This window comes from Halomonas fontilapidosi, from assembly GCF_014192285.1.
GTDB lineage: Bacteria > Pseudomonadota > Gammaproteobacteria > Pseudomonadales > Halomonadaceae > Halomonas > Halomonas fontilapidosi.
On the sequence record NZ_JACHXQ010000013.1, the window covers coordinates 44,156 to 56,152 of the forward strand.

Consider the following 11,997-nt stretch of genomic DNA (forward strand, 5'->3'; position numbering starts at 1 on the left):
GTATAAGGACAGGTTCACTGGCGAGGCTAAGGCATGAGTAAAGAAATTCTGGCGGTCGTCGACGCGATCTCCAACGAGAAGGGGGTCTCCCGCGAGGTGATCTTCGAGGCCGTCGAGGCGGCCCTGGCCAGTGCATCGCGCAAGCGCTTCGAGAACGAGGAAGCCAGCGTGCGCGTGCACATCGATCGTGAGACCGGCGACTACGAGACGTTCCGTCGCTGGGTCGTGGTCGAGGACGATGACTTCGACGGGCCCGATGCCCAGATCAAGCTCTCCTTTGCCGAGCGTCGCGACCCGCCCCTGGGGCTGGGCGACGTGGTCGAGGAGCGCATCGAGAATGCCGCCTTTGGCCGTATTGCCGCCCAGACTGCCAAGCAAGTGATCGTGCAGAAGGTGCGCGAGGCCGAGCGGGCCGAGGTGGTGCGCCAGTATGCCGAGCGTGAGGGTGAACTGGTCGCCGGCATCGTCAAGAAGACCACGCGCGACGGGCTGATCATCGACCTCGGCGATAATGCAGAGGCATTCCTGCCGCGCAGCGAGATGATTCCCGGCGAGCGCTACCGCATGAACGAGCGCGTCCGTGCGCTGCTGGTCAAGGTCGACCCCGAGGCACGCGGTGCCCAGCTGATCCTGTCGCGCACCTGCCCCGAGTTGATCATCGAGCTGTTCAGCATCGAAGTGCCGGAGATCGCCGAGCAGCTCATCGAGATCAAGGGCGCGGCACGCGATCCGGGCTCTCGCGCCAAGATCGCGGTCAAGACCAACGATCGCCGTATCGATCCGGTGGGTGCCTGTGTTGGCATGCGTGGTTCTCGGGTGCAGGCGGTGTCCACGGAGCTACAGAACGAGCGCGTGGACATCGTGCTGTGGGACGACAACCCGGCCCAGCTGGTGATCAACGCCATGGCGCCGGCCGACGTCGCCTCGATTCTTGTCGATGAGGAAGCCCACGCCATGGATGTGGCCGTCGCCGAGGATAATCTCGCCCAGGCTATCGGTCGCAGTGGCCAGAACGTGCGCCTGGCCTCTGAACTCACCGGCTGGCGTCTCAACGTCATGACCGAGGAGGAGGCCGAGGACAAGCGCGACCAGGAGATCGACAGCCTGGTCGAGCATTTCATCCAGCACCTGGAGGTCGACGAAGACGTGGCGCGCCTGCTGGTCGAAGAGGGCTTCACCTCACTGGAGGAAGTCGCCTACGTGCCGGTCGAGGAGATGCTGGAGATCGAGGAGTTCGACGAGGAGCTCATCGAGGAGCTGCGCGCTCGTGCCAAGGATGAACTACTGAACCTGGCCATCGCCTCCGAGGAGGAACTCGATGGCGCCCAGCCGGCCGACGACCTGCTGGAGATGGACGGTATGGACCGCCACCTGGCCTTTATCCTGGCCAGCCGAGGCATTGTCACCATGGAAGACCTGGCCGAGCAGTCCGTCGATGATCTGCTGGACATCGAGGGTATCGACGAGGAGCGCGCCGCGGCACTGATCATGACTGCCCGTGCGCCATGGTTCGAGAACGAACAGTAAACGGGTCACGGGCTGAGGAGGGTCGTAATGTCAGAAATGACCGTTAAGGATTTTGCAGCGAAGGTGGGGCGCGATGTGCCCCGCCTGCTGGAGCAGATGAAAGAAGCCGGGCTCGGCCAGAAGTCCGAGAGCGACGTGGTGTCCGAGGAGGACAAGCGTCAGCTGCTCGACTATCTCACCAAGAGCCACGGCGGCAGCGGCACAGGGGCGAAGAATCGCATCACCCTGACGCGCAAGACGCGCAGCCGCATCAAGACCGGCGAGCGCGGCAAGAGCATCGAGGTGCAGGTTCGCAAGAAGCGCACCTACGTCAAGCGCGCCGAGGAAGAAACCAAGCCCGAGCCGACAGAAGAGGCCGGACCCCGCCAGCTGGTGGGCGACATGGCCGATTCCCAGCAGGCCCAGGCTGCCAAGGATGCCCGCGAGGCCGAGGAAGCCAAGGCGCGCGCCGCCGAGGAGTCCGCTCGCGAGGCAGCCGCCAAGCTTGAGGCCGAGAAAGCGGCCGCCGAGCCTGAGATTCCGGTGCCGGAACTCGACACCGCACCGCCCGCGGAGGAGCCTCCGGCGCCGCCCAAGGAGGGTCGCCCCGAGCCGCGCCGTGCCGCGGTCAAGAAGGCTACGACCAAGTCCGGCGCTGGCAAGAAGGGCCGTGGCGAGCGGGATGACGACGATCGCGGTGATCGCGAGGAGCGTCGCCGTGGTGGCAAGAAGGCCAAGCGCGCCGAACGTCGTGGTGGTCGCCGCGGTGGCGTCGGCCAGGGCGGTGGCGGCAAGCACGGCTTCCAGAAGCCGACACAGCCGATCGTCCGTGAGGTCTCCATCCCCGAGTCGATCAGTGTCGCCGACCTGGCCGACAAGATGTCGATCAAGGCGAACGAGGTCATCAAGGCCATGTTCACCATGGGCGCGGCCGTGACCATCAACCAGACCATCGACCAGGATACCGCGGCCATCGTGGTCGAGGAGATGGGCCACAAGCCCAAGCTGGTCAAGGACGATGCGCTGGAGACCGAGGTCCTCGAGGGCATCTCCTACGAGGGCGACGAGATCACTCGCTCGCCGGTGGTGACGGTCATGGGTCACGTCGACCACGGCAAGACCTCGCTGCTCGACTACATCCGCAAGGCCAAGGTGGCCACTGGCGAAGCCGGCGGCATCACCCAGCATATCGGCGCCTACCATGTGGAAGATGACCACGGTGGGGTGACCTTCCTGGATACTCCGGGCCACGCGGCGTTTACCGCCATGCGTGCCCGCGGTGCCAAGGCCACCGACGTGGTCGTGCTGGTGGTGGCCGCCGATGACGGCGTCATGCCCCAGACCATCGAGGCGATTGAGCACTCGAAGGCTGCCGAGGTGCCGATGGTGGTCGCGGTCAACAAGATCGACAAGGCCGGCGCGGATCCGGACCGGGTCAAGAACGAGCTATCCCAGCACGGCGTGATCTCCGAGCAGTGGGGTGGCGACACCCAGTTCGTGCATGTGTCGGCGCACACTGGCGAAGGCATCGAGGAGCTGCTGGAATCCATCCAGCTGGTCTCCGAGGTGCTCGAGCTCAAGGCCGTGCCCGAGGCGCCCGGCAAGGGCGTGGTGGTCGAGTCGCGCCTGGACAAGGGACGCGGCCCGGTGGCCACGGTGCTGGTCCAGAACGGCACCCTCAAGAAGGGCGACATCGTGCTCGCCGGCCTGCACTACGGCCGTGTGCGAGCGCTGACCAACGAGCTGGGCAAGCAGGTCGATGAGGCCGGTCCCTCCACCCCGGTGGAGATCCAGGGTCTCGACGGCACCCCCGAGGCGGGTGACGACTTCATGGTGCTGGCCGACGAGAAGAAGGCCCGCGAGGTCGCCAACTTCCGTCAGGGCAAGTACCGCGAGGTGCGCCTGGCGCGTCAGCAGAAGGCCAAGCTGGAGAACATGTTCAGCCAGATGGGCCAGGATGTCGCCGCCAAGCTCAACATCGTGCTCAAGGCCGACGTCCAGGGTTCCCTGGAAGCGATCAAGGGCGCCCTGGAAGAGCTCTCCACCGACGAGGTGGAAGTGGCTGTGGTCTCCTCCGGCGTGGGCGGTATCACCGGTACCGATGCCAACCTGGCGCTGGCCAGTGATGCCATCGTGGTCGGCTTCAACGTGCGTGCCGATGCCGCGGCCCGCGAGATCATCGAGCGTGAAGGCCTGGATCTGCGCTACTACAGCGTCATCTACCAGCTGATCGACGAGGTCAAGCAGGCGATGAGCGGCATGCTGGCGCCGGAGTGGAAGGAAGAGATCGTCGGCGTGGCCGAAGTCCGCGACGTCTTCCGCGCGCCGAAGATCGGCGCCGTGGCCGGCTGCATGGTCGTCGAGGGCACCGTGCATCGCAACAAGAAGATCCGCGTGCTGCGTGACAACGTGGTGATCTACGAGGGCGAGCTCGAGTCGCTGCGCCGCTTCAAGGACGACGTCCAGGAAGTACGCAACGGCATGGAGTGCGGCATCGGCGTGAAGAACTACAACGATGTCCAGGTCGGCGACAAGATCGAGGTCTTCGATCAGGTCAAGGTCGAGCGGACGCTCTAAGGGCCCCAGGAGTCGACCATGCGGGAATTCAAGCGTACCGACCGGGTAGCCGACCAGCTCCAGAAGGAGCTGGCGGTGCTCATCCAGCGCGAGGTCAAGGACCCGCGCCTGGGCATGGTCACGGTCAGCGGCGTCGAGGTCAGTCGCGACCTCGGCTATGCCGATGTCCACGTGACCCTGCTGGGCGAGCAGAGCCCGGAGCGCATCAAGGAGAACCTGGCGGTGCTCAAGCGGGCCGCCGGTTTCCTGCGCAGCCAGATCGCCCGTCGCATCAAGCTGCGTCATGTGCCGGAACTGCGCTTCCACTATGACGAGAGCGTGGTGCGCGGTCAGCGACTCTCCTCGTTGATCGACGAGGCCGTCGCCAGCGATCAGGCCCAGCATGACGAGGAGTCCGACCGCCATCCGCAAGACGGTTCGGTCGACGATGGTTCGGCAGAAGACGGTGACTCGCCAGAAACAGGTGAGCGCGACTGATGGCACGGCGGCGTCGTGGACTGCCGGTGAACGGCGTGCTGCTGCTGGACAAGCCTGCGGGCCTGTCCAGCAACCATGCCCTGCAGCGGGCCCGGCGCCTGTTCCAGGCGCAGAAAGCCGGTCACACGGGAACGCTGGACCCCATGGCCACCGGCCTGCTGCCGGTATGCTTCGGCGAGGCGACCAAGTTCTCTGCCCACCTGTTGGAGGCCGACAAGGTCTACCGCACTCGGGTGGAGCTCGGCGCGATCACCGATACCGGCGATGCCGAGGGCGAGGTGGTTGAGCGCCGTAAGGTGCCCCGGTTGACCGAGCCCGACATCGAGGGCGTGCTGACGCGCTTTCGCGGCGAGATCGAGCAGGTGCCGCCGATGTACTCGGCCCTCAAGCACCAGGGGCGCAAGCTCTATGAACTGGCTCGCGAGGGCAAGTCGATCGAGCGTGCAGCGAGGCGCGTGACGGTGTATGATGCGCGCCTTCTTTCCCTTGCCGACACCGCCTTCGACCTTGAAGCGCGCGTCAGCAAGGGGACCTATATCCGGACCCTGGCCGAGGACATCGGTCAGGCGCTGGGCTGCGGAGCGCATATCAGCGCGCTGCGCCGCCTGGCAACGGGCCCCTTCACGAGCGAGGGCATGTTGACCCTCGACGCGTTGGAGGCCCTGCCCGGCCAGCCCGAGCGCGAGGCGGTGCTGCTGCCCGTCGACGTGCTGGTCGACCACCTGCCGCGGCTCGAGGTCGATGCCACGGCGGCCAGCCGGCTGACCCATGGCCAGCCGGCCCAGGTCGATGCCGGCGAACTGGCCGAGGGCGAGGCGGCAAGACTCTACTGCGACGAGGCCTTTCTGGGCCTCGGCGTGGTGGCGGGGCCACAGGAGGTGGCGCCGAAACGGCTGTTGAGCAGCGCAGCCGAGTGAAGGGAGAGACGCCCGAGACTGCAAATATGCGTGGTCTCACACACTCATCATTCAGGCATATTGCTTACTGGAGAGACAGATGGCACTGACAGCCGAGCAGAAGTCCACAATCGTCAATGAGTACGGTCGTGGCGAGAACGACACCGGTTCCCCCGAAGTGCAGGTGGCCCTGCTGAGCGCCAACATCGATGGCCTGCAGGACCACTTCAAGACCAACAAGCAGGATCACCACTCCCGTCGTGGCCTGATCCGCATGGTCAACCAGCGCCGCAAGCTGCTGGACTACCTGAAGCGCAAGGACTTCGAGCGCTATCAGTCGCTGATCCAGCGTCTGGGCCTGCGCCGCTAAGCGACGCATCCCATGCGGTTATGAAACGGGCAGCCTTCGGGCTGCCCGTTTTGTATTGGTAAGTGTGCGATTTCAAATAGTTATTGGAGTCATGAAAAGCGAGGGGCGCTGGGGGCAAGTCGAAGAGAAGGTCCTACGCCATGGATGGCGTCGGTAGCGTACAGGGAAGTATTCACAGCGCCTCCTCGAAGGCTTGCCGCCAGATCAGGCCCGAGCGACGAATGCTGATGCGATAGCCAGGAAATGCCGCCAACCGGTGGCCGCCGCGGGCGTCAACCCCTAAAATGGTCGCCGAGTCAAAACGACCCAAACACAGAAAAGTTGAAGGAAGTCGCCGTGAATCCGGTCAAGAAAACGTTTCAGTACGGTCGCAGCACCGTCACCCTGGAAACCGGGCGCATCGCCCGCCAGGCCAGCGGTGCCGTGATGGTCACCATGGACGACACCGTGGTGCTGTGCACTGTGGTGGCCAGGAAGGAGGCTAACCCTGCGCAGCCCTTCTTCCCGCTCTCCGTCCACTATCAGGAGAAGACCTACGCGGTCGGCAAGATTCCCGGCGGCTTCTTCAAGCGCGAGGGGCGTCCCACCGAGAAGGAGACCCTGACCTCGCGGCTGATCGATCGCCCGATCCGCCCGCTCTTCCCCAAGGGCTTCATGAACGAGGTGCAGGTGGTCTGCTCGGTGCTCTCCACCGACCGCAACCATGATCCGGACATTGCCGCGATGCTTGGCACCTCCGCTGCCCTGGCCATCTCCGGTGTGCCCTTCAATGGCCCGATTGCGGCCGCGCGGGTGGGCTTCACCGAGGACAACGGCTACTTCCTCAACCCCACTGTCGAGGAACTGAGCGACTCCGAGCTCAACATGGTCGTCGCCGGCACCGAGAAGGCGGTGCTGATGGTCGAGTCCGAGGCCAACGAACTGCTCGAGGACGAGATGCTCGGTGCGGTGCTCTACGCCCATCAGGAGATGCAGGTGGCCATCCAGGCCATCAACGAGCTGACCGCCGAGGCTGGCAAGCCGAAGTGGGAGTGGCAGGCGCCGGCCGAGAATGCCGCGCTCAAGGCCGCCATGGCCGATGCCTACGAGCAGAAGGTCGGCGAAGCCTATCGCATCACCGACAAGATGGCCCGCCAGGACGCCCTCGCGGCGCTCAAGGATCAGGCCGTCGAGCAGCTCGCCGGCGAGGAAGAGGGAAAGTTCGACGCCGATGAGGTCAAGGGCGCCTTTGCCGGTCTGGAGAAGCGCGTGGTGCGTTCGCGCGTGGTCAAGGGCGAGCCGCGCATCGACGGCCGCGATCACAAGACCGTGCGTCCGCTCTCCATCGAGGTCGGCACCCTGCCCAAGACCCACGGCTCGGCGATCTTCACGCGCGGCGAGACCCAGGCGATCGTGGTGGCGACGCTGGGCACCCTGCGTGATTCCCAGCTGATCGAGTCGCTGGAGGGCGAGCGCAAGGACCGCTTCTTGCTGCACTACAACTTCCCGCCTTACAGCGTGGGCGAGGCCGGTTTCATGGGCGGCCCAAAGCGCCGCGAGATCGGCCACGGACGCCTGGCGCGGCGCGGCGTGCAAGCAATGCTGCCCGACGACGCGGATTTCCCCTATACCATCCGCGTGGTCTCGGAGATCACCGAGTCCAATGGCTCGAGCTCCATGGCCTCCGTATGCGGCTCGTCGCTGGCGCTGATGGATGCCGGCGTGCCGATGAAGGCGCCGGTGGCCGGCATCGCCATGGGCCTGGTCAAGGACGAGGATGGCTTCGCCGTACTCACCGATATCCTGGGTGACGAGGATCATCTCGGCGACATGGACTTCAAGGTGGCCGGCTCGGCCTCTGGCGTGACGGCCCTGCAGATGGACATCAAGATCGAGGGCATCAACGAGGAGATCATGGAGGTGGCCCTGCAGCAGGCCTATGAGGCCCGCCAGCAGATCCTCGAGCAGATGAACGAGGTGATCGGCAAGAGCCGTGCCGAGGTCTCCGAGAATGCGCCCTCCATGGCGACCATCAAGATCGATCCGGAGAAGATCCGCGACGTCATCGGCAAGGGCGGCGCGACGATTCGCAAGATCTGCGAGGATACCGGTGCCTCCATCGACCTGGACGACGACGGTACCGTGCGCATCTACGCCGAGGACAAGTCGGCGGCCAAGGCGGCCATCGACACCGTGCTGGCGATCACCGCCGAGCCCGAGATCGGCAAGCTCTATCGCGGCAAGGTGGTGCGCATCGCCGACTTCGGTGCCTTCGTCAACATCATGCCGGGCACCGACGGCCTGGTGCACATCTCCCAGATCGTGCCGGAGCGGGTCAACGACGTGCGTGACTTCCTCAACGAGGGCGACGAGCCCATCGTCAAGGTGCTCGACATCGACAACCGCAACCGAGTGAAGCTCACCATCAAGGAGATCACGCCGGAAGAGAAAGCGGCATTCGAGGCCGAGGAGGCCGCTGAGCCAGCGCTGTAAGCGACCGCCTTTGGCGAGCCGCAAGCGCCAAGGAACAAGGCGCAAGGAAAACCGCCGCGGGGGCTACCCCCCGCGGCGGTTTCTTGTGTAGGCAGGTCGAAACGAACATGCCCCGGGAGCCAATCCCGGGGCATGCTGTCAGCTTGGCGCTTGGCGCTTGGCGCTTTAGCGCTCGATGGCCAGGGCCACGCCCTGTCCGCCGCCGATGCAGAGGGTGGCGAGGCCCTTCTTGGCATCGCGGGCGATCATTTCGTGGACCAGGGTCACCAGGATGCGGCAGCCGGAAGCGCCGATCGGGTGGCCGATGGCGATCGCGCCACCGTTGACGTTGATTTTGGAGGCATCCCAGCCCAGTTCCTTGTTCACCGACAGGGCCTGGGCGGCGAAGGCCTCATTGGCTTCGATCAGGTCCAACTCATCCAGGCTCCAGCCGGCCTTCTCCAGGCAGCGGCGGGTTGCCGGCGCCGGACCGATACCCATGATCGACGGGTCGACGCCGGCATTGCTGTAGGCCTTGATGCGGGCCAGCGGCTCGAGGCCCAGCGCCTTGGCCTTGTCGGCGGAACAGAGCATCACCACGGCGGCGCCATCATTGATGGAGGAGGCATTGCCGGCGGTGACGGAGCCGTCCTTCTTGAAGGCGGGGCGCATGCCGCCAAGCTTCTCGGCGGTCACGTCGCGCGGGCCCTCATCGGTATCGAAGACCACCGGGTCACCCTTGCGCTGGGGGATTTCCACCGGAACGATCTGCCCCTTGAACCTGCCCTCCCTGATGGCGGCAGCGGCCTTCTGCTGGGAGCCGGCGGCGAACTCGTCCATCTCCTCGCGGGTGATGCCGTACTTTTCGGCCAGGTTCTCGGCGGTGATGCCCATGTGGTAGTTGTTGAAGGCGTCCCACAGGCCGTCGTGGACCATGGTGTCAATGGCCTTCCAGTCGCCCATGCGCTGGCCGGTGCGAGAGTTGGGCAGCACGTGAGGCGAGGCGGACATGTTCTCCTGGCCGCCGGCCAGCACCACGTCGGCATCGCCGAGCATGATGGCCTGGGCACCCAGGTGCAGCGCCTTGAGGCCCGACCCGCACACCTTGTTGATGGTCATGGCCGGCACCGCATCCGGTAGGCCCGCCTTGATGGAGGCCTGTCGGGCGGGGTTCTGGCCGACCCCGGCGGTGAGCACTTGGCCGAGCAGTACCTCGTCGATCTGGTCTCCGGCGACGCCGGTGGTGGAGAGGATGTCCTTGATGACATGGGCACCCAGGTCGCTGGCCGGGATGCCGGCCAGGGAGCCGCCGAAGGTGCCGACGGCAGTGCGGCGAGCGGCAACAATCACCACGTCTTGCATGGGAGATACTCCTGAAGAATGACTAGCGGGCTTGCGGCCATGTCTAGAGGACAACCTGAGCTCTCGGCGGTCTCAGACAGAGCCGGGTCCTTCAGCATAGGGGACGCTTGTGCGTCGCGGCAATGCTTCCATGGCCCAAAGCGCAGGGAAGCGCTGGGTAAGCGGCATGAGAAGGGGGATATGGCACCCCGCCGGGTGCCATGACGGCCGGATGTCAGGCCAGCTGAACGGGGATGGCGTTGCTGGTGTGACTGACCACATTGCCTTCCTGTAGATAGACCAGGGCCGGCGCATGCGCCTCGAGTTCGGCCTCGCTGTAATGGGCATAGCTGCAGATGATCACGCGCTGTCCGGCACTGGCCAGGTGCGCCGCCGCGCCGTTCACCGAGATGACTCTGGAGCCCTCTTCCGCGCGTATGGCGTAGGTGGTGAAACGCTGGCCATTCTCGACGTTGTAGATCTGGATCTGTTCATTCTCGCGGATGCCGGACATATCGAGCAGCTCACCGTCGATGGCGCAGGAGCCCTCGTAGTTGAGTACGGCATGGGTAACGCGGGCCATGTGCAGCTTGGCCTTGAGCATGATGGTATGCATGAAGCAGGGTTCCTCTGGTTGACGGCGCCACGCCCTCAGCGTGGCAGGGTCAGGCTCAGGTTATCGATCAGTCGGGTTGGGCCAAGACGCGCCGCGGCAAGCAGCACGGCGTCGCGGGTGCTGGTGGTGACGGGCCCCAGGTCGGCATCGCGAAGCTCGAGGTAGTCCGGCGCGAAGCCGGCCTCCCTCAGCCGGGCAAGGCCATCATCAAGGGCCGGCGCGACCTCGCCGCCGGCCTCCAGGGCATCGCGCAGGGTGCACAGCGTGCCGTAGAGCGTCGGCGCTGCGGCGCGCTGAGAAGCGTCAAGGTAGCCGTTGCGCGAGGAGAGGGCCAGGCCGTCCGCAGCGCGCACGATGGGCACGCCGACGACCTCTACGGGGAGATGCAGATCGGCCACCAGGCGCCGGATCACCGCCAGCTGCTGGTAGTCCTTTTCGCCGAAGCAGGCCACGTCGGGCTGCACCAGACTGAAAAGCATGGTGACGATGGTCGCCACGCCGTCAAAATGGCCGGGGCGGTCGCCACCGCATAGCCCCTCGCTGACATCGGGCACGCAGACTCGGGTCTGGGCTTCAAGGCCGCGCGGGTAGACGGTCGTGGTCTCGGGGGCGAACAGCAGGTCGCAGCCAGCGTCTTCGAGCTTCGCCTGATCCTCGGCCAGGGTGCGCGGATAGGCATCCAGATCCTCGCCGGCACCGAACTGCAGAGGGTTGACGAAGATGGTCGCCACGACGACGTCGCCCCGGCGGCGCGCCTCCGCCACCAGCGCCAGGTGGCCGTCGTGCAGGTTGCCCATGGTCGGTACCAGGGCGATGCGCTGGCCTCGGCGCCGGCACTCGTCCAGGGCCTCGCGCAGGGGGGAAATCTCTCGCAGGGTACGCATCGCGGCGAGCTCCTCGAAACGCGGCTTAGAAACAGTGCTCTTGGGCGGGGAAGTGACGTGCCTTGACGTCCTCGTGGTAGCGGCGGAAGGCGCCCGTGATGTCCTCGGCCTCGGTCATGAAGTTCTTCACAAAACGTGGCGTACGACCGTGGGTCACGCCCAGCACGTCATGCATCACCAGGATCTGGCCATCCGCGTCAGGGCCTGCGCCGATGCCGATCACCGGTACCTCCAGCGCCTCGCTCACCGCCCGGCCCAGGCTTGCCGGCACGCACTCGAGCAGGATCACCGAGGCGCCGGCCTCAACCAGCGTGCGGGCGTCCTCGAGGATCCGGGTCGCCTGCTCGGCCTCGCGTCCCTGCACCTTGTAACCGCCCAGCTGGTAAACCGACTGGGGCGTCAGGCCCAGGTGGGCACAGACCGGCACGCCACGTCGGGTCAGCTCGCGGATGCCATCGGCCATCCAGGCCTCGCCCTCGACCTTGACCAGCTCGGCCCCGGCGCGCATCAGCGCACCGGCATCCTGGAGCAGACGCTCGGTGCTCGAGTTGCTCATAAAGGGCAGGTCGACCATCAGCAGGCTCGCCCTCTTGCCGCGGGCGACGCAGCGGGTGTGGTAGCAGATCTCGTCGAGGGTCACCGGCAGGGTGCTGGCGTGGCCTTGCAGGACCATGCCGAGGGAGTCGCCTACCAGCAGCACCTCGATGCCTGCCTCACCAGCCGCCCGGGCGAAGGAGGCGTCGTAGGCGGTCAGGCAACTGAACGGCTCACCGGCGCGCTTGAAGGCCTGCAGCGTGCTCAGGGTGACGGTTTTCATGGCGTGCTCTCGTCGTCTTAGTCGTGGGAGGCCTCTGTCGGGCCGTCCTCGGTGTAACCTGT

Annotated in this window: 10 protein-coding genes; 6 read left to right on the forward strand and 4 right to left on the reverse strand. The window is 65.7% G+C overall.

Annotated elements, in window-relative coordinates; translation table 11 throughout:
* The first annotated feature begins 33 nt into the window (after positions 1 to 33).
* The 6 genes from nusA to pnp all read left to right on the forward strand — a co-directional run bounded on the left by nusA (position 34) and on the right by pnp (position 8,298).
* Positions 34 to 1,527, forward strand: coding sequence for a transcription termination factor NusA (nusA, locus tag FHR95_RS15405; protein WP_040183907.1), 1,494 nt, complete (start codon positions 34 to 36; stop codon positions 1,525 to 1,527).
* A gap of 27 nt (positions 1,528 to 1,554) precedes the next feature.
* On the forward strand, positions 1,555 to 4,083 hold the full coding sequence (gene infB, locus FHR95_RS15410; protein ID WP_183315066.1) for a translation initiation factor IF-2: 2,529 nt from the start codon (positions 1,555 to 1,557) through the stop codon (positions 4,081 to 4,083).
* An 18-nt stretch (positions 4,084 to 4,101) separates the two neighbouring features.
* Positions 4,102 to 4,560: a 30S ribosome-binding factor RbfA gene (gene rbfA / locus FHR95_RS15415; RefSeq protein ID WP_183315067.1), complete on the forward strand. Its 459-nt coding sequence runs from the start codon at positions 4,102 to 4,104 to the stop codon at positions 4,558 to 4,560.
* Positions 4,560 to 5,477 carry a tRNA pseudouridine(55) synthase TruB gene (truB, locus tag FHR95_RS15420; RefSeq protein ID WP_183315068.1) on the forward strand — a complete coding sequence of 306 codons (918 nt, stop codon included), beginning with the start codon at positions 4,560 to 4,562 and terminating at the stop codon, positions 5,475 to 5,477. Before rbfA ends, truB begins: the two co-directional genes overlap by 1 nt.
* 79 nt (positions 5,478 to 5,556) lie before the next feature.
* A complete protein-coding gene (gene rpsO, locus FHR95_RS15425) occupies positions 5,557 to 5,826 on the forward strand; it encodes a 30S ribosomal protein S15 (RefSeq protein WP_040183911.1) in 270 nt (89 codons plus the stop codon).
* Between the two features lie 336 nt (positions 5,827 to 6,162).
* Positions 6,163 to 8,298: a polyribonucleotide nucleotidyltransferase gene (pnp, locus tag FHR95_RS15430; protein WP_183315069.1), complete on the forward strand. Its 2,136-nt coding sequence runs from the start codon at positions 6,163 to 6,165 to the stop codon at positions 8,296 to 8,298.
* 165 nt (positions 8,299 to 8,463) lie between these two features.
* On the opposite strand, the gene FHR95_RS15435 is transcribed toward pnp, so the two are convergent.
* From FHR95_RS15435 to panB, 4 genes are all read right to left on the reverse strand, one after another.
* A complete protein-coding gene (locus FHR95_RS15435) occupies positions 8,464 to 9,639 on the reverse strand; it encodes an acetyl-CoA C-acetyltransferase (RefSeq protein WP_183315070.1) in 1,176 nt (391 codons plus the stop codon).
* Between the two features lie 214 nt (positions 9,640 to 9,853).
* Positions 9,854 to 10,234 carry an aspartate 1-decarboxylase gene (gene panD, locus FHR95_RS15440; protein WP_040183914.1) on the reverse strand — a complete coding sequence of 127 codons (381 nt, stop codon included), beginning with the start codon at positions 10,232 to 10,234 and terminating at the stop codon, positions 9,854 to 9,856.
* 35 nt (positions 10,235 to 10,269) lie between these two features.
* Complete coding sequence (gene panC, locus FHR95_RS15445; RefSeq protein WP_183315071.1) at positions 10,270 to 11,118, reverse strand: pantoate--beta-alanine ligase; 849 nt, start codon at positions 11,116 to 11,118, stop codon at positions 10,270 to 10,272.
* 25 nt (positions 11,119 to 11,143) lie between these two features.
* A complete protein-coding gene (panB, locus tag FHR95_RS15450; protein WP_040183916.1) occupies positions 11,144 to 11,935 on the reverse strand; it encodes a 3-methyl-2-oxobutanoate hydroxymethyltransferase in 792 nt (263 codons plus the stop codon).
* Positions 11,936 to 11,997 lie beyond the last annotated feature (62 nt).

Bases quoted from the DNA above. Each gene is read 5' to 3' on its own strand.
- nusA (WP_040183907.1), top strand. From the start codon at position 34: ATGAGTAAAGAAATTCTGGCGGTCGTCGACGCGATCTCCAACGAGAAG.
- infB (WP_183315066.1), top strand. From the start codon at position 1,555: ATGTCAGAAATGACCGTTAAGGATTTTGCAGCGAAGGTGGGGCGCGAT.
- rbfA (WP_183315067.1), top strand. From the start codon at position 4,102: ATGCGGGAATTCAAGCGTACCGACCGGGTAGCCGACCAGCTCCAGAAG.
- truB (WP_183315068.1), top strand. From the start codon at position 4,560: ATGGCACGGCGGCGTCGTGGACTGCCGGTGAACGGCGTGCTGCTGCTG.
- rpsO (WP_040183911.1), top strand. From the start codon at position 5,557: ATGGCACTGACAGCCGAGCAGAAGTCCACAATCGTCAATGAGTACGGT.
- FHR95_RS15435 (WP_183315070.1), bottom strand. From the start codon at position 9,639: ATGCAAGACGTGGTGATTGTTGCCGCTCGCCGCACTGCCGTCGGCACC.
- panD (WP_040183914.1), bottom strand. From the start codon at position 10,234: ATGCATACCATCATGCTCAAGGCCAAGCTGCACATGGCCCGCGTTACC.
- panC (WP_183315071.1), bottom strand. From the start codon at position 11,118: ATGCGTACCCTGCGAGAGATTTCCCCCCTGCGCGAGGCCCTGGACGAG.
- panB (WP_040183916.1), bottom strand. From the start codon at position 11,935: ATGAAAACCGTCACCCTGAGCACGCTGCAGGCCTTCAAGCGCGCCGGT.